This window comes from Deltaproteobacteria bacterium (assembly GCA_026712905.1).
Lineage (GTDB): Bacteria > Desulfobacterota > Binatia > UBA9968 > JAJDTQ01 > JAJDTQ01.
In genome coordinates this window covers 33,560-53,308 of the sequence record JAPOPM010000147.1, presented here as the reverse complement: position 1 = coordinate 53,308, position 19,749 = coordinate 33,560, and the positions used below count along the sequence as shown (strand labels likewise).

19 protein-coding genes and 1 pseudogene are annotated in these 19,749 nt (G+C 60.9%); 11 read left to right on the top strand and 9 right to left on the bottom strand.

Features of this window, described 5'->3' with window-relative positions:
• Positions 1-62 precede the first annotated feature (62 nt).
• A complete protein-coding gene (locus tag OXF11_11945; protein MCY4487806.1) occupies positions 63-3,245 on the top strand; it encodes an N-6 DNA methylase in 3,183 nt (1,060 codons plus the stop codon).
• Between the two features lie 248 nt (positions 3,246-3,493).
• On the opposite strand, the gene OXF11_11940 is transcribed toward OXF11_11945, so the two are convergent.
• On the bottom strand, positions 3,494-4,567 hold the full coding sequence (locus OXF11_11940) for a phospholipase D family protein (GenBank protein ID MCY4487805.1): 1,074 nt from the start codon (positions 4,565-4,567) through the stop codon (positions 3,494-3,496).
• 602 nt (positions 4,568-5,169) lie between these two features.
• On the opposite strand from OXF11_11940, the gene OXF11_11935 reads away from it, so the two are divergent.
• Positions 5,170-6,309 (top strand): endonuclease/exonuclease/phosphatase family protein, encoded by a 1,140-nt coding sequence (locus OXF11_11935; GenBank protein MCY4487804.1) that lies wholly within the window; start codon positions 5,170-5,172, stop codon positions 6,307-6,309.
• Between the two features lie 116 nt (positions 6,310-6,425).
• Here OXF11_11935 and OXF11_11930 read toward each other — a convergent pair.
• From OXF11_11930 to OXF11_11915, 4 genes and pseudogenes are all read right to left on the bottom strand, one after another.
• Positions 6,426-6,721, bottom strand: a pseudogene (locus OXF11_11930) (DDE-type integrase/transposase/recombinase).
• 208 nt (positions 6,722-6,929) lie between these two features.
• Positions 6,930-7,142: a tyrosine-type recombinase/integrase gene (locus OXF11_11925; GenBank protein ID MCY4487803.1), complete on the bottom strand. Its 213-nt coding sequence runs from the start codon at positions 7,140-7,142 to the stop codon at positions 6,930-6,932.
• A 117-nt stretch (positions 7,143-7,259) separates the two neighbouring features.
• Positions 7,260-7,646, bottom strand: a complete 387-nt coding sequence (locus OXF11_11920; GenBank protein ID MCY4487802.1) for a hypothetical protein — start codon at positions 7,644-7,646, stop codon at positions 7,260-7,262.
• Positions 7,647-8,002: 356 nt separating this feature from the next.
• Positions 8,003-8,401 carry a thermonuclease family protein gene (locus OXF11_11915; protein MCY4487801.1) on the bottom strand — a complete coding sequence of 133 codons (399 nt, stop codon included), beginning with the start codon at positions 8,399-8,401 and terminating at the stop codon, positions 8,003-8,005.
• Between the two features lie 383 nt (positions 8,402-8,784).
• Between OXF11_11915 and OXF11_11910 the strand changes: the two genes are divergently transcribed.
• The 9 genes from OXF11_11910 to OXF11_11870 all read left to right on the top strand — a co-directional run bounded on the left by OXF11_11910 (position 8,785) and on the right by OXF11_11870 (position 17,040).
• On the top strand, positions 8,785-9,075 hold the full coding sequence (locus OXF11_11910; GenBank protein MCY4487800.1) for a universal stress protein: 291 nt from the start codon (positions 8,785-8,787) through the stop codon (positions 9,073-9,075).
• Positions 9,044-9,379, top strand: coding sequence for a universal stress protein (locus OXF11_11905; GenBank protein ID MCY4487799.1), 336 nt, complete (start codon positions 9,044-9,046; stop codon positions 9,377-9,379). Before OXF11_11910 ends, OXF11_11905 begins: the two co-directional genes overlap by 32 nt.
• Positions 9,380-9,431: 52 nt before the next feature.
• A complete protein-coding gene (locus OXF11_11900) occupies positions 9,432-10,007 on the top strand; it encodes an SLATT domain-containing protein (protein ID MCY4487798.1) in 576 nt (191 codons plus the stop codon).
• A gap of 571 nt (positions 10,008-10,578) precedes the next feature.
• On the top strand, positions 10,579-11,496 hold the full coding sequence (gene dgt, locus OXF11_11895; protein ID MCY4487797.1) for a dNTP triphosphohydrolase: 918 nt from the start codon (positions 10,579-10,581) through the stop codon (positions 11,494-11,496).
• Between the two features lie 642 nt (positions 11,497-12,138).
• On the top strand, positions 12,139-12,774 hold the full coding sequence (locus OXF11_11890; protein MCY4487796.1) for a hypothetical protein: 636 nt from the start codon (positions 12,139-12,141) through the stop codon (positions 12,772-12,774).
• Between the two features lie 109 nt (positions 12,775-12,883).
• A complete protein-coding gene (locus OXF11_11885; GenBank protein ID MCY4487795.1) occupies positions 12,884-14,614 on the top strand; it encodes an alkaline phosphatase D family protein in 1,731 nt (576 codons plus the stop codon).
• Positions 14,615-14,914: 300 nt separating this feature from the next.
• On the top strand, positions 14,915-15,316 hold the full coding sequence (locus OXF11_11880; GenBank protein MCY4487794.1) for a hypothetical protein: 402 nt from the start codon (positions 14,915-14,917) through the stop codon (positions 15,314-15,316).
• Positions 15,317-15,680: 364 nt separating this feature from the next.
• Complete coding sequence (locus OXF11_11875; GenBank protein MCY4487793.1) at positions 15,681-16,037, top strand: hypothetical protein; 357 nt, start codon at positions 15,681-15,683, stop codon at positions 16,035-16,037.
• 502 nt (positions 16,038-16,539) lie between these two features.
• The gene (locus OXF11_11870) at positions 16,540-17,040 is read left to right on the top strand and encodes a hypothetical protein (protein MCY4487792.1); all 501 of its coding nucleotides are present in this window, start codon (positions 16,540-16,542) and stop codon (positions 17,038-17,040) included.
• A 30-nt stretch (positions 17,041-17,070) separates the two neighbouring features.
• On the opposite strand, the gene rplI is transcribed toward OXF11_11870, so the two are convergent.
• Genes rplI through rpsF form a run of 4 tightly spaced genes read right to left on the bottom strand, consistent with a single transcriptional unit; the run spans position 17,071 to position 19,619 of the window.
• On the bottom strand, positions 17,071-17,610 hold the full coding sequence (gene rplI, locus OXF11_11865; GenBank protein MCY4487791.1) for a 50S ribosomal protein L9: 540 nt from the start codon (positions 17,608-17,610) through the stop codon (positions 17,071-17,073).
• A 10-nt stretch (positions 17,611-17,620) separates the two neighbouring features.
• Entirely contained in the window at positions 17,621-18,565 is a 945-nt protein-coding gene (locus OXF11_11860) for a DUF2232 domain-containing protein (protein MCY4487790.1), read from the bottom strand.
• A gap of 31 nt (positions 18,566-18,596) precedes the next feature.
• Positions 18,597-18,875: a 30S ribosomal protein S18 gene (rpsR, locus tag OXF11_11855; GenBank protein MCY4487789.1), complete on the bottom strand. Its 279-nt coding sequence runs from the start codon at positions 18,873-18,875 to the stop codon at positions 18,597-18,599.
• Positions 18,876-18,932: 57 nt separating this feature from the next.
• Positions 18,933-19,619 (bottom strand): 30S ribosomal protein S6, encoded by a 687-nt coding sequence (gene rpsF, locus OXF11_11850; protein MCY4487788.1) that lies wholly within the window; start codon positions 19,617-19,619, stop codon positions 18,933-18,935.
• Between the last annotated feature and the right edge of the window lie 130 nt (positions 19,620-19,749).

Sequence of the window (19,749 nt, the reverse complement as noted above, 5' to 3'; positions counted from 1 at the left end):
GCGATATCACGCAAGCCAGGGAAGTGATCAGACGATGTCGGGAGCTACGCGAGGCAGGCAAAGTGGAAGCCGTTTTGCGCGGCGAGTTCCAGTCACGGCTGCGCCTGATCTTTCCGGATGCCGACGATCAGGCGTGGATCAATCACTATGGTGAGGGTGCAGAGGCCGGGACAAAGGTCGGGCAGGCTGGAGGTGCTGTCGCGAACCGGTTCATCGATAATCTCGTTGGCTGCACGACCATTGAATACGAGCCCGACCTGCGCATCGCGGCGAAGCGCGAACAGGGCTTTGCGCAGGTGCGCGAACACGTCGCCGGGCTCGTCCGCAGCCTTGTCCCCGTGTGCCAGGTGCGCGGGATTCTGTCCGATACGGTCGAGTGGCTGGCCTACGACGCGGAGCTTGCCCCCAACAACGATCCCGCCGCCTGCACTGCAGACGATATTACGCTGGTGCCGGTGGACAAGTTGAATCTGACCACCGATGACGAATCGTCCGCTACGCGCCTCATTGGCTTCGTTCGTAAGCATCTGGCCCGCGAACAGTCCCGCCCTCTCAGGGCTGGGTTCCTTACAGTCGATCTCGGTCTGGAGAGTATTTCCTGCCAGCGGAGCAAGGAGCCGTTGCGCAAGCTTGTCGATGACGGCCGCGCCGCCGACCCGTCAATCGCCTTGGCAACTGACCTGTGGTCCCAGTTTGTCGACCACCTCGAAGGCGAGAAGGGCGCCTTCCGCGCCGCGGCATATGTCGATGAAGTCTATCTCTGCATTCTCGCCCGGCTGCTTAGCGCGAATGTTCTCGCAGGCCATGCAATCTCCAGCGATGAGGCCGACCTTAAGGCGATCCTGGACGGATCGTATTTCAGGGACCGCTACCAGCTTTCCAATGTGGTCGAACAGGACTACTTCGGCTGGCTCGTCAATGCGGCTCATCTCGGCCATCTCGTTCCCATTGCCCAGCAGATTCAGCAGGATCTCTACGCCTACGATTTCTCGTCGCGTCCCGAAACGGATCTGTTCGGCCGGCTTATGGCGCAACTTGCCCGGCGTAGTCAACGCAAGCTGCTTGGACAGGAATGGACGCCTGGCTGGCTCGGCCGACATCTCGCCTTGCGTTGCCTGGACAATCTCCCGGAGGGAGAGGAACCGCGCATTGTCGATATGTGCTGTGGCTCCGGCTCCATCCTGGCCGAGGTGCTCAAAGCCGCTAAAGACCGGTTCGGCTTTACCGACATCGCAACGCTGCATGAGGTGGCGACGGGCTTTGACATCGATCCGCTTGCTGTCAGCCTGGCCAAGACCACCTGGGTCGTGACGCTCGCCGACGAGATCAAGGCCGCGACAAGCCCGATCATCATCCCGATCTATCATGCCGACTCGCTGTTTTCAGTCACGCCGATCACGTCGCGACTACCGGACTTTGGCGAGAGCGAGACGATCCCCATTTCACTGGACGGTATCAAGATTGACCTGCCCGACGCACTGATTCAGCCTGAATGCCGCGAGTTGTTCGACCGGATCATTGACTGGGCCTATGACGAGACCCTCGACGCTCAAGCCAATGGCGGCACCGATCAACTGACTGAGCAGGGCACGGCGCGGTTCCTCGAGGGCGCCGCGGCCGCGCTGGGTATTTCGCTCAGCGCCGAACTAAAAGAGACGTTGGTCCCGGCCGTCTTCGCGCTGGTTCATCGCATGGCCGAGCTAGCTCTCGCTGGCCGCAATGGTATCTGGGCTTTCATTCTGCGCAATACCTATCGGCCAGGGCTTCTCGCTGGCCGGTTTAATGGGCTTGTTTCGAATCCACCATGGCTTGCCATGAGCCGTCTTGGCGATAACCCGTACCGAGAAGTCCTCACCGGCAGGGCTAAGCTTTACGGTATCCGCCCGCCCGGCCAGTCGTTCCTACATCTGGAGCTTGGCACGACTCATCTACTGCACGCCGTGGACCGCTATCTCGCTGCTGATGCGGCTGTTGCCTGTTTGATTCCTGGCACCGTCTTCAACGGCCACCATCACGAACTCTTCCGCCAGCGCGAGTTCTTGACCGCCGCACGCCCTATCCGGCTTGACATCAGCGAAATGTGGCAGATCGAGCCCGGTACCTTCAAATACCCGGGCGCGGCCGTCATCGGCCACAAGCGGGCCAGGACGGCCAAACTTGCAGAAGCGGCGATTGCTGGGTTTCTGGCGCGATGGGACGGCCTTGAGGCCACCGAATTCTCGGTCCGCGCCATCGGCAACAAGCGCACCGCTTGGGTACTCGAACAGGGAGGACTACCCGCTGCGGCCTCCACGGCCACAGTGATGCCGCAGCAGGGCGCCGACCTTATGCCGCGCACGGCCATTTGCATCGAGATCGTCAATGAAGCCGGCGCTGAGTACAGGGTTGATACGCCGTCACGTGGCACGCCTTACGGATTTACTATCAAGTCGGCAAAGGAGCTCAAGGATGAGCGCTTTCCCGGCAATGTTGCGCCGTGTTTCGTCTACCGCATGGCACAGTCGGCAAACTTGCTGCCCTTTGTTCTCGGAGAGCACTGCGCCCCGATCGCAATCCCGGCACTCCGCGACGATCACGGCGCATGGCGGATTCTTGATGAGGCCGATATCCGCGGAATGGGCCTGACCGAAACAGCACGCCGCTTTCGCACTATCAACGACAAGCTCGAACAGGTCGGCCAGGGCAAGAAGCTCCAGCTGCGAATTGATGAACGGATGAAGCTGTCAAAACAGGTGATGCCCGAGGACGGCTACCTCATTCTGGCTGGGGCTGGCGGCAAGCATATCTGCGCTGCCTGTGTCGAGATTGCCCCCAACGACAATCTAGTCGTGGATCAAACGCTCTATTGGCGCGCGGTTTCCGGCGAAGTGGAGGCGTGGTTTCTCGTTGGCATGCTGAACAGCCACGCTATGACCGAGGCGATCACGCCATTCAACCCGAGGGGCGCTTTCGGGGAACGCCACATTCATGCCTTACCTTATCGGCTGATGCCCGCATTCGATCCCGCGAATGAGGATCACCTCCAAATCGCAACGCTTGCGCAGCAGATCGCGGAGTCGGCCGGAAGGATCGTAGCGGCGGATGCGTATCTGTCCGATCCGAACAGAGCACTCGCTACCCGCCGCACGCGGCTGCGCACGAAGCTTGAGCAGATAGCGCCCTACAGGGAACTGGAACAGCTCTGCGCCGCCGCGCTGGCCACCACCACCTTTGGCCAAGATGAGGATGACGGGGGAGATGAGTAGCTAGGGGGCGTAACACGTCAAGAATATTGGCCGTTTCCTCAATGCCGCCGCATCGGGGGATGTGACAATTCAGGCACAACACCTTGAACTTTGCGCCCAACGGCCGGGCAAGACTACGCTACGCGCAGTTTTGCGATCGCTCAAGCACGAAGAGCCTGCCTATATCACCGCCACAGATCGTTTGGCAGCCCTGACCAGCACGGAGCCGGCGCACCTCAGGTTCCGTGTCTTCTTGCTGGCACGAAGAATCAGGTGAGCAAGCCCACGAGCCGTGGACTCATCCCTCCGACGCGAAATACGAGCCCCGCAAGGCGTGAGGCTTCGACCAAGGAACGCGCCGCATCCGAGTTCCAAGGGTATACCCGTAGCTCGAACGTATTTGGTCCCATCCGCCTGAACAGGATTAGCGAATTTTCATACGTAAATCCGCCCATTCGAGCCGAGGGCAGGTTGATCCGCTCCATGCGGTTATCGCCATGCCAAGTCACGGGACGATTCCGCCACATCCTTTGTCCGGAAACCAATGACGGCTCAGCGATATGCTCCACCCGTTCATAATCGTACCCTTGATAGGCGGGGCCAAAGAAACGATGGCTGCCGCGCGGTAGTTCGAGTTGCGTTCGGGCTCCGCCAGAGAGGCGGTTTGCTTGCACCCACATCTGTTGATGGATCCGGGGATCGATGCCTGCGTCTGTCATCAGCCCGTAACCGCCAACTTGGCCAATCTGCGGCGCAGGTACCGGCTCCAACTCCTCGGCTCGCTGCTCACGCGGGAGACGCTGCCGAAGCGCGCTGTAACGATCGAGGATCTCAGGCGTCAAATCTACGGCTGGACCAATTGCTGCGTTCCATGCGCCGTTCACCGGTTCCGGCACATGATGTTCCATTTCCAGCCAGCCGGCCTCAGTATTGACCATCAAACCGCGGTTCGTGAGATTGGCCGATCCCACCAGACTGCCGACGGTCCCGTCGTGCCTTCCGAGTATATACAGCTTCGGATGAAAGGCTGCGTATGTCGTAAGGCGCCCGGCTTCTAGGTACGGTGCGCCAGCGACAAGAACACGGCTATTGTCCATTTCCCTCCAGAACCGCAAAGCATCGGGTTCGGTCAGTCCGAAATCAAGAGAGGCCACAATTGTTTTGTCCACGGTCGCAGGATTGCCGTTTGCAGCCGACCGCGCAATCCCGTCAAAGAGCATCTGACTTCCCGACATCGAGACATAGGCGCAACATATCCGAACGCTGACAACGCCGTCGCGCATCAGGTCGAGCAGCCCGCTCAGCATCGTTCCGGGGCAAGACTGATTTTGCACAATGAGCATCAGGGCGACTCTCCCTACCGTGAGTACCAGCTTCTCCCTTTCCCCCGCCTCAGCGACAAGCTGGGGCGGCGGCAATTACTGTGCCGCCGCCGAATACTCTACGCTAACTGTGCTCTGCTCGCCACAGACAGTCGAGGCCGGGTACTGTCTCAGTTCGAATTTGCTGGGTCCTGATCCTGACAGTAGCCTTGTGAGGAAAGGAGGACCCCACCCGTGCCCAGGATCTCGATTCGCGGCAACACCCTGTACTACCGCGAGCTCGAGCACACAGAGGTTCGTCGGCGTTGTTGACGGCGAAGGCACCCTCCTGGCTGAAGGAGATCCCAAACGGCGAAACCCTCTACCGCAAGGGCCGGTACATCGGTCTCTGCGACAAGAGGATCATGAATCACGTGCGGAGGTGGCAACTAGCGCTCAGGTTCAAGGGGCGGACTGCCAGTTGACAGCCGCTTGGGGTCAGTTGGCGTTAGAGCAGTCCCTGGATATCCGTGAACTGTTCCTCGGCGATGACCGAACTCGATCACGCAGTCCAATTTAAAGATTAAGTACCTCTTGCACTGTCAGCGACATTCATACACGCTTTGGGCGAGGGGAAACATAGCATGCGCATTGCGGCGTACAATCTCGAAAATCTATTCGACCGACCGAGAGCCTTTGACGACGATCAGCCTGCCGACAGGCATGATGCTCTCAAGCAGTATGCGAAGCTGAACGGCTTGTTCGAAAAGACGTCGTATTCGGGCACGAACAAACAAGAGATGCTGCGCCTTATGGACCTGCTGGGAATCTTGAACGAGAACAAGGGCCCCTACGTCCTGTTGCGAAAGATTCGAGGCCGGATCATTAGGCGCCCCCGGGACCGAACCAAAGCACGGGAAATCGTTGCCAACGGCCGCGTTGATTGGGTCGGATGGTGCGAGCTGCGCACGGCTGCCATCCGCGACACGGCCATCATGAATACCGGCCGTGTGATCCGGGACATGAACGCCGATATCCTGGCCGTCGTGGAGGCCGAAAGCCGTCCAGTTCTACAGGAGATGAACCGGTTGATCCTTCCGCAGGTTGGGGCAGACCGGTATCCCAACGTCATGATCATCGACGGGAACGATCAGCGCGGAATCGACGTGGGGATCATGACCAAGGCCGGATATCCGATCGGCGTCATGAGAAGCCATGTCCACGACATGAAACCCGATGGCCATCCAATCTTCAGCCGAGACTGTCCCGAATACGAAGTCACCACGCCATCGGGCGATGTCGTTTGGGTCATTCCCAACCACTTCAAGAGCAAGTACGGCGGCAACGATGCGGCAAGTCAGGAGAAGCGGCGGGCGCAGGCGCAAAGGACCGCAGAGATCTATCAACGTCTTCGCGATGAAGGATACAAATACATCACTGTGCTTGGAGACCTGAACGACACGCCGGACAGCATACCGCTGTCTCCCTTGTTGTCGACTGACCTGAAAGACGCCTCGGACCACGAAAACTTTTCCAAGGTCGAGTTCCGCGCGAATAACGGCCACCAGGGGATCGGTACGTACGGGCTCGGCAATGACTCGAACAAGATCGACTATCTTTTGCTCTCGCCGGCGCTGTACGACCGGATGCAGAATGGCGGCATATTCAGAAAGGGCGCTTGGCCTGGAAGCAGCCCGCGTAGGTGGGGGGTTTATCCTGAACTGAACGAAAAGCGGGACGCGGCCTCAGACCACCACGCGATCTATGCCGATATTGATGTTTGATCCGACGACTGCTGCTAAAGGCCGGGCGTATGTTGGGGTAGTTGATATGCGAGTCGGGCTGTGAAGCCGTCTGAGACCACGTGCGGGCAGACCGCCTCGTATTCGAGCGAGCGCTACAGGCGCTCAATGAAGATGTTGTCCATGCACCGACCTCGACCGTCAATCTAGATCGGGATTCCGGGCACCTGCGGGCACCCGGTGAAGGGGAAGCTTGTGAACTGGCTGCCGTGGTCGGTGTTGAAGATGTCGGGGCGGCCGTAGCGCTCTATGGCTTCGGTCAGCGCCACTGTGCAGAAGCGGGCGTCGAGGGTGTTGGAGAGGCACCAGGAGAGCACCCGCGGGTGGCCCAGTCCATGATGGCGACCAGGTACAGGAACCCGCGCTGGACGGGAATGTGGGTGTAGAGGTCGGACCGGAGCGCCCTGTCGTCTTTCGAGCGATGAATTTCTCCGGCCCGCTCTCCGAACGGGACGTGCGACTCTCACCGCATCCGGCTCTCCATGTGGTCATGCCGCAGAGTGCCTGACCAAGGTGTTGGGATCCGGGTGCCCCGGAATCTATAACGCTCAATGGCAATTTCTGCGCCGGTCGGCACTTGGGGTGGCTGCCCTGGAGCAAGGCTATTCCATATCGGCCGCAATACTCTCCGAGACCCTGGCGGTCGACATCTTCACCGACTCTCGTGCAAGGTGGGCGTAGCGGGCCGTGGTCTTCACCTTCCGGTGGCCGAGGATCTCTCCGATCATCGTGAGGCTCTCCCCCAGGGCGAGCGCCCTCGAAGCGAAGCTGTGTCGGAGGTCATGGACACGAATGGATGGCAGGCGGCTAACCATTTGAAAATGCGGTACTTCTGTTCGGCGCCGCTATCGCCAGTAAGCAAACCGGAAGCAGTTTGAATACAACAAAGGCGCCGCTCAGCGCGTGCCCGTCCCGTTTCTTCGCCGTTGGAGTCAGGTCTTCTGGTACATGCCCCGTGCGGTGCGCTTGATCCGACGCTCCTTCGACCAGCGTGCGGCCACCTGCCTGAGGTAGGACCGTGGCTTCTCGCCCGCTTTCTCGTGGGCGCTCATGGTATCCAGGGTGAACTGGTTGGGAAGAGTCGCCAGCACAGCATTCCAGTCGATCATCGTGCCGCGCGGCCCCCGCTTCGTCGGCCCAACCAGAGCGCGGCCCCACCGGGATCGTTTGCCGGTCTTCCCCGCATCCAGCATGTTGTAGACCCGTTCGTGCCTCTTGACCTCATCCCGCAACGCGGCGACTCGCCCTGTGGCCGCGCTCAACTCCTGCTTCAGCCGATCGATTTCTTTCCTTACGTTGACCTTGAGATCCACAGCCATTTTCTCCTCCTTTCGTGCGCGGACACGGCACAAACCGCGCTGCCGTCCAGCCGGGGCTTGCACTTCCCCCGCGGTCACGATGGCGGCGTGTCCGACCACGGGCGAAACGAACCTCCGGCTCCCCTTCGCAGGGACTTCGGCGCGTGAACGCCGCGACCGGCGCCACCCCGCCGCCTAGGCCTCGGCCTCCGTACAGAACCAACGCTCCCCTCTGGACGGACTGATCCCTGTCCGTTCGTAGTAACGCCCGCCGGGCACATGGTAGATGCGAGCGCCCTTGCGGCTGAATTTTCCCTTGATGCGGCATTCGGCGGTGTCCTGGCCGGCATCGCTCTTGGTCTCCTGACGGACCGCCTTCAGGCGTTCGCCCGCCAGTCCCAGGGCACCACGAAGTCGCCGCGCCAGAGCCCACGCCGAGCCGCTTTCGCTGACGCTTCTTCCGCCACATATTCCCGGCACACCGCCATCATGCGCCCGTAACGACCCCGGTCTCTTTCCTCGCACGCAACCGCCTGGCTGTCGATCCGGTCGCGGAATGCGCGAGTCGTGCGCCGGCCGCACCGCCAACCTTCGCCACCGGCGAGACAGGTTTGGGCGCTCTCCGGCGCGTCGATGCCATGGAGACGTATGCGTTCATCGCCCACTTCGATGGTGTCGCCGTCGATTGCGGACGCTCGGCCGGACGCGTCCGCATGGACAACCGACGACAAGGCAAAAGCCGAGACGATGATACAAGCTGCGATGATGCCGGGCATGACTATGACTCTCCCCCTGACGGGTGCGATGACGACACCCACGGGCCGCACAAAGTCCGTTTCCTCGTGGCGATCCGGAGACCGGCGGCAGGGAGTAGAGGTAGCATGGCAGCATCTGCGACTCCAGCGTCAGCGTCGCGTCGTTGAATCCCGTCAACATCGATCGTGTCGCGAAGCTCCGCATGGATGGCGCCGATCTGCGCGAACGCGAGTAGAAACCGCCACAGGTTGATCTCCGGCGGAGGCGTGCAGGCGACTTCCCGGAGTTGTCCTCCGTTCGTGCCTGTCTGGCAGCGCCGTCGGTTTTGTGACAGAATCCACGCACGTCCTTTGTCCGGACGACGAATCAGATGGCTGGCGCGAAAGCGCCTATGGAGACAGCCATGATCAACACCATCATAGTTCCAACGGACGGTTCCGATCACGCGAACAAGGCCATCGAGATGACGGGCGAGATCGCCGTGAAATTCGGCGCGCGCGTCGTGGTCGTGCAGGCTCTGCTGCAACATGCCACAGCTCCGGATCTGAAGGCGAGTTGCCAGGAAATCGGCATCGCAGGGGATGTCGTGAAGGAGATCGACGAACTCACATCGATGGTCGAGCGGGTCGCCGCATCGGGTTACCCGCAGGGGCCCCATTCCCGTGTCGCCCGAGACTCTGCGCAAGGTCGGTGAAGGCATCGCCGAGAAGGCGCGCGAGACACTGTCGGCGAAGGGCGTCCAGCACCTGGAGACCCGGGTCGTGGACCGCGACCCGGCAAGCAACATCATCGCCGCGGTCGGGCATGAGAAGGCGGAGTTGGTGGTCATGGGTCGCCGGGGTCTCGGCAACGTGGCCGGCTTGGTGATGGGAAGCGTCTCGCACAAGGTAGCGCACCTCACCGAGTGCTCGTGTCTCACGGTCAAGCGACGAGTGACGGACGCGCGTCGGAGAGGACTGCCGGCTCCCGGGCGCCCGCCCGGCGGAACGGTTCCGTGACGTGCACCCGCCGGTGCGGACCAACCCCTGGAAACAGTACACTCCTAACCTGTTGACACATAAAGTCACGTTGTTGCGGACAACACCGCTGATTATGACGTCTATTTCGGTTACGACGAAAGCACTGGAAATGAGAAGTAGTGATAATTTGGAAATGCTTAACAGGTGGCGAACTAACTGCCGTCGGAGCCAGATCGCCAATTACACTTCCGCGAACCGATTCGCCAATCGAAACTACTTTCTCGGTGTGCCGACAGTTGTCCTATCCGCAATGGTGGCGACGACCGTTTTTGCAGCACTAGGTCAGAGCGTTGAACTACATATTCAAATCCTCGTCGGTTTTGTGAGCGTTGTCGCCGCTGTACTAGCAGCGCTTCAAACGTTTCTGAGATTTGATGAATTAGCGTCAAAACACAGATCCATAGCGGCGGAATATGGTTCAGTAAAGCGCCAACTTGATCAGGAAATCGCAAAGTTAGGAATGGGAGGCGAAGTGTGGCAACAGACCGTCGATAGCATTCGTGAACGGATGGATACGCTCTCCAGGGACGGTCCAGTGGTGCCGCAAGATATCTGGACCACGGCGCGAGTTGTTGCACCAACAGCGGCGGACAAGCCGTCTGAATGAATAATAGCCAACGCCTTTGGCGCCCGCGGGATGGACGCACACGCCGAAGCCCGTGAACTTGTCGTCGCAACCAACGAAAGCCTTGTTTTGTCGACTCGGGAGTGTCAACGGTGGGCTTGGTCAGAGTGACCTTGACCCTAGGGTGTTTCTCATAGACGTGTTCTGACGTTGATGTTTCACTGATTTTGGGGTAGACGGAGTCACATGATCGACGACGATTTCCGGTGCCGGTACTGGGAGCCCGAAGAGCGCAGGCCCGATGACGAGCGCGATGAATACGCGCGCGACAAGGCACGCGTAGTTCATTCATCCGCGTTTCGCCGCTTGCAAGCCAAAACACAAGTCATGGGTGTCGGTGAAGGCGACTTCCATCGAACTAGACTTACGCATTCTATCGAGGCAGCGGAGATTGGACAAGGCCTCTTGCGTTCCTTGAAGGACCGGCCTGAAGTTACGCGCGAAGTGCGTGCATGGCTTCCACCAGCCGATTTGCTAGTCGCTGCATGTCTAGCACACGATTTAGGACACCCCCCCTTTGGCCATGGAGGCGAAAGGGCACTCCATATTAAAAATGCTCAACTGTGGTGGTTTCGAAGGGAACGGTCAAACACTACGGATAGTCATGCGGTTGGAGAAATACAAGCGAAGGATGGGTATGAACCCGACGCGCCGGCTTGTCCTAGCGCTTCTAAAGTATCCGGTCCCCTATTCAGCATTCGATGGAGAACAAGTTCGTGTCAAGCCGCCGAAATGTTACTTCGACACGGAGAAGAAAATTGTCAACTGGGCATTCGGTCGACCATTCACTCGTGGGGAAGTAGCGCATTTTACGTCACGGGACGTCGACGATGAGAAACCAAGTCGCCGAACTCTGGATAGTTCCCTCATGGAAATAGCGGACGACATAGCGTACGGAGTACACGATCTTGAGGATATCGTGGCGAGGGATATGGTAGACAAGGGAGATGTTCTCGACGGTTTGAGACCTGTATTTCGCGATTGCTCGACGACGATCGGGCCAGGCGACAAAGCCGTATCTCTGCGGGAATTCGACAAGTGCCTTTTCGCTGACAGTTTCGAGCGAAAACAGTTCATCGGAAAACTGGTAAACTTGTTTGTGACAACTTCCGAGATCAAAGAACGTTGCGTGGTCTCGCACCCATTGCTCAAATACTATATCGGATTCGAGCCGCTGGTGGGGGCATTGCTCAAAGCCCTAAAAGACCTTACCTATAGACTCGTCATTGACCGTGCGGAAGTCCAACAACTTGAACGTCGCGGTCAACATGTCGTCAATAAGCTTTTCGAGGAACTCGTTGCGGCGCCCGATAGGCTGATACCTAGGAACGCCAGAGAAGCGCTTGATGAGGACGACCCTGTTGAAAGACGTGTATGTGACTACATTGCGGGAATGACGGATCGCTACGCGGAGAAGATCTACAAACGGCTATTCATTCCGGGCGAGGGATCCAGCCACGACGAGTTATAACTGACAGTTTGCATACGCCACGAGGCCTCCGGGTGTACCTTGTCGCGGAACGAGGTCGCTGATGTGATGGATTGGACTCGGTGACGGTTACGCAATATAGCAGCGCGGCAGCCTTACCTCTAAAATAACATAACAATATCAATCACTTATGATTGGTCCTCAAGGTCGATACCTGGTCGGCGTGGACGTCGGCGGCGGCACCCGAATCGAATCGGGCTCCCGCGCCACTACAAGAAGTCGCCACTCAGTCGGCCGGCTTCTTGTGGGGAGATCACCTTCGTACGCGCGACACTCTGCGGGATGATTGTCCCACTATCCGCGGTGCGCCCACGGCGATTGTCAACGCCCCGGGCGAGGACTTCCGAGGAAGGTAGGCTGAGGCGTGGCGTCGAGTTGCGAAAGCGGGGTGCTGCATACTAGCAATGTACTGCGCCGTGAGTGACTTCGGAATGGTTGGGTGAGTCCCTTGCGGCGGGCTGAGCTGCCCACCTCGACCGAGACAGTGCTTCCGACGGCGCCATGGCGGTTCAATGGCGGCGAGAGACCATCCGTTCGGGATAACAGCGGCCGGCGATGGAATTCGGCAGTTGACAGCGCACCGTCGCGACAAAGCGGATGCTCGGGGAGGGATGGGTTGGGCTCATGACCGGTGATCCACCACGGGAAGGCGAAGCGAGTACGTGGGGGACCTGGATATGGAGACACGCCTCCTCCCTCTCCAATCAGGTCGTTGGGGCGCTGGTGACGACCGTGTCGCTGAGTCTCGGATACATGATCTTCAATGACTACCTTGCTCCACCCGGCGATCTGTCAGGAAGCTGGAAGTTCACCGTCATATACGAGGACACGGCCCTCGGCGCCTTCAAGGACCTGCAGGTGACGTACCAGGTGCTGCTTGTTCAGGAGGGTGTGAAACTGTCGGGCCACGGCGAAAAGCTGTCCGACCGGGGTCCGGGACAGGACGCGGTGGACTACGTCGGCGACAGACGAACGAACATCCAGGTGCGCGGCTCCATCACGCGCAACTACCTGTCGCGGGACACATTGCTGGTTCACTACCAAGAGAAGGGGCGTCGTCGCGACAGCGCGACCGTCCACCGACTGCTGGAATGCGGTCCGGGTATGTTGTGTGGCTGTTTCCGGTCCACGATCGCAGACACTACGGGATCGGTCTGGTGGGAGCGCCGCAGGGGCTTGAGCCGGCTCTACGAACCGGTGGAGGGACTGGAACATTGTCGTAACGGGAACTGTTGGAGTGACGCCGTGCGATGCCGGTGACAGGGGTGCGGCAAGCGCCTCGGAGATCTTACGAGAGTGGTCTGTTTGAATCAGGCCGTCGTGGCGGGCGCCGGCGGCTGAACGGAATCGACCCGCCGGGAGGAAACACGTGGCCCAATCCCATATCCCTGACTCGTTCGTCTTCAAGACCGACCGGCCTTGGCCGAACGCGCGCCTGAAGGTGGCGGCGATCATCGGGCACGCCACCTCGGACAGCGCGCGGGTGTGGCTGCGTACCGGGCGGCCGGGCGAGTTCTCCCTGCTCGTGTACCCCCGCGAGGCTGCGCTCGCATCGTCCGCCGGGGAGGCGGGGCTGCGGGCCGCGTTGAGCGCCGCGCCGTTGCCGCTCGAAGATGCGTCGGCTGTGCTGCCGGAGATGCGGCGGGAGGACTTCGAGATCGCCGACTACGCGGCCGACACCACCCGGGTGGTGGAACTGCGTGGGCTCGCCCCCGATACCCGCTACGGCTACGTCCTCTACGCCCGCGACCGCGAGCGGGTGGTGCTGGGACACAACCGGCTGCGCCGGTTCCGCACGCCGCCGCCCGAGAACGAGCGCCGGGCGTTCCAGTTCGCGCTGTTTTCCTGCCACAAGCCCTACGCGGTGAACGGCCTGTTCCACCAGCGCACCGAGACGGCGAACCTCGACATGTGGGATTTCCTCGGCGCCACCCTGCGCCGCCACGAGAACGAGGTGGATCTCGTCATCGCCGGCGGCGACGTGTGCTACAGCGACGGGGTGGAGACCCTCGACATCTGGCGCCATCTCAACCGCACGATGCGCAAGGAGGACGGGCGGCTGCTGCCGGACGAGAAGGCGATGCTCAGCTGGTACCGCGACATCTACCGCGGCTACTGGGGGTTCGAGAGCGTTCAGCAGGTGTTCGACGGCTTTCCCACCTACATGATCTGGGACGACCACGAGATCGGCGACGGGTGGGGTTCCTACTATTTTGACCCCGAAGACGGGCAGGATGGCGTGCGGCGGCTGCTGCCGGACTTCGAGGAGCGGGGGCTGAGCCACGGCGAGGGCCGGGAGCTGATGCGCCGCATGTTCCGCGCGGCGCGGCGCGCCTATTTCGAGTACGAGCACAGCCACAATCCGCCGACCGCGGACGGGGCGCTCGACTACGGCTTCCGCCGGGGCGGGTGCGCGTTCTACGTGCTCGACGGGCGCGGCCAGCGCGACGTCGAGCGCCAGAGCTACCGCATCCTGGGACGTGAGCAGTTCGACCGTTTCGCCGCATGGGTGGGCGGGTTGACGCCGGAGGATACGCCCTTCCTGTTCGTGGTCTCGGCGGTGCCGGTGCTGCACACGCGCGCGGCGCTGGTCCAGGCGGACGAGCATCTGGGAGGGCTGGGCGACGACTTGCGCGATTCCTGGGAGCACGAGTTGCATACCACCGAACGCGAGGCGCTGATGAAGGTGCTGTTCGACGCCGCGGCCAGAGGGATCAAGGTCTCGGTCCTGAGCGGGGATGTCCACGTCTCGGCTGTGTTCGCGATCGAGGACGGCGCGGGCCACCGGATCTACCAGCTCACCTCGAGCGCCATTACCTACAGCCTGTCGTTGCCGCAGTCGTGGGTGCTGCGTTTGGGCGCGGCGGACGACGGCGAAACGGCCGAGGGCTACCGCTTCGAGCGTCTGGCGCTGTACACGCAGAGCTCCTACGCCTTGATCAGCGTCGATCCGCAAGCCGGCGAGGCATGGTTCAAGCTCTACAGCGGCCAGGCGCTGGACGCCCCGCCCGCGGTGGGAGGAGGCGCCGTTGCGCTCAGCCACTCGCTGGCGAAGATATGCCTGTTCCAGAACGGGGGAGAACTCGAGCGAGGCGCATGAGGGGTAACCGTTCCGGGAAGAGTCACCGAAGGACTACCCTGGCCGTTTGGCCGTCCAGGGCGTGGTGTTGACCACGTGATTGTTCGTGAACGAATCATCTGATCCTTCAATGGGGAAGTCTTACTCGGGGCAACACTCGTCCTCCTTCCTGGTTCTGCCCGCCTTAACAGCCACTTTCTCCTTAATCAGAGGGTCGGACCCTTCCCGTGCGCCAGGCGGGGCCTTGGCGTTGTCCCCCGCACAAGTCGGTCTTTCGCATCCGATCTTGCCTTGCCGCTAGCCGGGAGTTATATTCGCCGCATGGAAATCCGGGACAAGGCGCCAGTGAATTGGGTGAAGCGAAGAGTGTCGTGCACCGTCGACGACGTGTTCGAGGCTTTGCTCACTCGTCTTGAGGCGGACATCGGAGAGAAGAAAGATGTTCATCCCGATAGCGACTTCACCGTTCATAAGAAAGTCGTCGGTGACGTAGTGACAAAGGTGGCAATCCGTGGCCGCAAAGAGTCCGGGCGTACCCCCATCGTCGAGCTGAAGAAGAAAGGCGACCACATCCAGATTCATGGCACCGAGAGCGACATGTTCAAGGTGACGCCTCGGTGGGACAAGAATCAGGCCGAATGCAACCTCTTCGTTGGTAAGAAGCGTCTCGATCTTTGGCAGATCAGCCACCTTGCCCTCTACCCTCTCTTCTTCCGCGACTAACTTCTGGTTACGGATTGTATATAATTCCCGTTGGTTGGAAGGTTCATCTAGACAGGGCGGCGCTGGAGTGCGCGCAGACGGGAATGAATCGCTTACAGTATGCTTACGATAAGGATGAGGCTCTCAGTGCGGTAGACGAAACGACTTGGCTGAGTTTGAAGACGATATCGTTCCAGCAATCAGGCAGGCGGTGTGATACGTGGACCTCCGAGGCACACTGCGAGACATCTCCCCTCATCACAGGCAAGAGTGGGGGGATGAATTGCATCCTCGAGAACGGGGTTTCGAATTGATCGCACGAAAGATCGCGGGCGCAGTGGACGCAACGTAGCAGAAGACCTAGCCGGGACGAGAGGTAGCTACCATGGCGAATGCCAACGAGCACCAGCCCGGCGTGATTGCTGCAGCGCAGCAAGCGCCGGCGGGACTTGATCCCATCAAGGTGATGATGGAGATAGCGAAGGATGCGGATTTGGCATCTGCGGACAAGACTCAGCTGATCGAGTTCGCCAAGAACCGCTTCCGCCATAGGCGCCGTATGGCGTACATCGCACTAGCGGCGCTGCTGCTATCGCTAGCAGCGCTATTCATCTTGGCGTTCGCCTGCGGCGAGTGTTTCGAAGCGCTCAAGGACTCAAGCCTCCTGATCTCGATCGAGGCGTTCTTGACAGCGATCGTAGGTGCCTACTACGGAGTGTCCGCATGGCGTCCCGCCAGCTAGTACCTCTGCGCAGAGGTCTGCGGTGTTGTAAGAAACGCCCAAGCCGCCAAGCGCCAAGCCGGTAACCCTTCGGTGAGGCCGTGATTGCGGGCTTGCGGGTCAAGCTTGACGGCGGTCCTTTGGACATGGTCCCTAGCACGCATGTGTGCGCTATGTTGCGTAAACGCCTGATTCTCCGGTACCGTTGGAAGTGGTGGGAAGATCCGCCAGGGTCAGATGCACAGGGTCATCCATCACGGTACGGTCGAAGGATTACCCCAAGCCGAGCGGCGAGCGGCCCGAGGCGCGGTGTTGACCATGTGTTGATTGTTCCGGCCCGAATCGTCAGTCCTTTAAGAGGAGAGTTTTACTCCTTGGTTTTCAGCTAGTTACGGGCGGCGGGTGGTAGGACAAACCCTACACGGCCAAGTTTCAAATGCTCGGGGGCGCAAGTCAGATCGGTCTCGAAAGGGCGCCGAGCCAGGGCTTTCGATGGGGTGCGCTTGGAGATACGTCATCGTGGATGGGCGGCCGCGCATCCGGCGCTTTCGGGGAGCGAGTACAGTCCGTCACAACATGGGTCGGCCGCGGGACCCACGTCGAACTCAACGACACCCTGACCCTGACCGGCTCCGCTACGCTGGCATTGGGACGCGTGTTCCTAGAGTCGAGCGGGATGCTGGAGGTGGATCCTCACGTGATGTCCGCATGGCAAGTCGAACTGGAGCACGGGCGGCGGGGTCATGGCAAATGGTCGCAGTTGTCTGTTTCGCAACCACTTCGGGCTGAATCGGGCAAGGGAAGGCTCACTTATCTTGCCGGATTAAAGGGCGGCTTGCCGTTCTACGATAAGGCGACGGTTCCCTTGGCCCCGGAAGGCCGCGAATTTGAACTCGCCCTGACGCATGAAGCCCCAATCGGTCGCGGCCGTGGAGTCATCAAAGCCGCCCATTCCTGGAATGCGGGGCATGAGCCCGGACAGACCCAATGGCAGGTCGGTTTGGCCTACAAGATGGAGTGGTGAGGAGCGCCCTCGAACGCGGCTCGGACCAGCTTACGTGGATTGCGGTTCCGCGGCGTCACCTGACGGCGCTTCGCCCTTCTCTGCCTCTGCCGGTTGCGCTACGGCAGCGGCTACCTCCGCGTCGCCATCCTCCGACATCACCTTCACCTTGATGCTTGGCGTCACCTCCGGCCTGAGCCGGATGGGCACGTCGTACTCGCCCACGCTCTTGATGGGGGTCTCCAGGAGGATGCGGCGGCGCTCGACGTCGACGCCCTGCTCTTTCAGGGCCTTCTCGATGTCCATGTTGGTGACGGAGCCGAAGAGGCGGCCTTCTTCGCCCGTCTTGACGGTGAACTCGAGGGAGACCCGGGAGAGCTGTTCGCTGATGCCTTGCGCTTCCTTGTTGAGGCGCTCGCGGCTCTGGGCGATCATGCGCTGCTCGTGCTCCAGGGCCTTGAGGCTCTTCTTGTCGGCCCGCACGACGAGGCCGCGGGGGAGCAGGTAGTTGCGGGCGTAACCATCCTTGACCTTGACCACGTCGCCCATGTGGCCGAGGTTCTCAATGTCTTCCTTCAGAACGACTTCCATCGACTCTCCTTCAAGTCAGGCCCGCGGTACGCCGCTTGAGACGACGGAAGTCGCCCCAAAGGTCGAAGAACCCCAGGCCGATGACCAGCACCGTGAGAATCTGCTCGAAGACGATGAGCAGATATCCCAAAACGCGAAAAAACATCGGGACCTTCTTGTAATGAAAGTAATACGACACGATGGCCAGCCCGTGGAAGAAGTAGAACACCGCGCATATGAGCACCAGGTTCACGGCCAACGCCCGCACCGCGTCGCCGAGGGGAAGGAAAAGCGCGATACCCGGTACCACGAGGAGCCACACCATGTGGTCGGGCGACTTCCATTCCTTGAGATCCCCCACGTGGCAGAAAAACGAGCGATACTGCGGGAAATGCCACGACAGCAGGGCCAGATTGGCCAGCACCACGATCACCAGCATGAAGAAGATCATGCCCGGCAACATCCGTACGAAGAGCGTCGCCATCTCGCCGGCGTGTTCCCGGAGGTACTCGATGGTGTCGCCCGAGAGGCCCATGCGCTCATACACTTCCAGCGTCATGAGCACCTGCGCCTCCGCGCCGGTCTGAAGCGCGGTCCACAACGCGGACAGCGAGCCAGCCAATGCGGTCGCGGTCACCAGCATGGCCGCCACCGTCACGCCAGCGGTCCCGCTTACGACCGTCGCGAGGTTCCAGCCTCTTCCGAAAGAGAAGAACAGCAGGTACGTGACCAGCGCGAATACCAGGTACGCCGCCGTGGCTTCCAGCCCAGCCAGCGCGTAGACGCACACGGCGACCGCCAGCGGTAGCCATTGTCCCGGCTGCCGCCCCAGCCTGACACCTACGTACAGCGCCGGGTAGATCACCAGCGGCGCCGTCGCGAGCCCCAGAAGAGGTACTCTCAACCCCGCGAAGAAGAGCAGCAGGGTCGCGGCCAGCCCCAGCCCGAACCCCGTGAGAGTGTCCAGCCCCTTCATAAGCCGATCTCCGGGCGACGGAGGCTCCGGGTCAAAGCTTGACGGTGGTATAGGGAAGTAACGCTACCAGGCGGGCGCGCTTGATCGCTCTTGCCAGGCGTCGTTGACACCAGCAACAGGTTCCGGTGATGCGGCTCGGGGTGATCTTGCCCCGTTCCGTCATGAACCCGCTAAGGAGCTTGGTATCCTTGTAGTCGAAGCGCAGGTCCTTGTTGGCGCAGAAACGGCACACTTTCCGGCGCGAGACGCCACGCCGGCGCGGCGGCCCATCGCCACCACCCGAACCTCTTCTCCCACGATATTCTGCCATTATCCCTCAGTTCGTCCCGCAGTTCTCGTTCGTCGGTGCCGCGCCGCGGGAAAGGCGCTATCCTTTCGACTCTTCCTGCACGCCCTCCGCCGCCTCCGTGGGCGCCGGCGTGGGCTCCGGCGGCGTAGATTCTTCCGGCGCGTCCGGCGCTGGCGCACTCTCCACGGCCGCAACGGCCGGCTCCGGTTCCGTTGGCGCACTCTCCACGGCCGCCGGTTCCGTTGGCGCACTCTCCACAGCCGCGGCCGCCGGTTCCGTTGGCGCACTCTCCACAGCCGCGGCCGCCGGTTCCGTTGGCGCACTCTCCACGGCCGCGGCCGCCGGTTCCGTTGGCGCGCTCTCCACGGCCGCGGCCGCCGGTTCGGGTTCCGCGGCCGGCGTGGGTTCGGCCGCTTGCGCGGTTTCCACCGCCGGCGCGGGTGCCTCCGCGCGGGCCAGGGGGAGCACGTCCTCGTCGAGCACCACGGTCATGCAGCGAATGACTTCGTCGCTCAGCCGCATCACCCGTTCAAGCTCGTCGCTCGTTCCCGCCAGCGCCTGGTACTGAACCAGATTGTAGAGCCCTCGGTTCTGCTTCTCGATGGGATAGGCGAGGTCGCGCAACCCCCATTCCTCGAAGTGGGTTACCGTGGCACCCTGTCCTTCCAGCACCCCCCGGAAGCGGTCGCAAAGGTCCTTGTTCCTGCCGCTGTGAACCGGGTGGACGATGAAGAGCGTCTCGTAATGGGTCGTTTCGTCAGTCATGGTCCGTCGAGATTCTATCCGTTACTCTTTGTCCGGAACTGCTTGTCCGGCGCGTTTCAGTTCCTGTCCCAACATCTGAAATGGCGCCCATGGAGGACGCCATTTCAACGGATACGGGCCTTCCTTACCT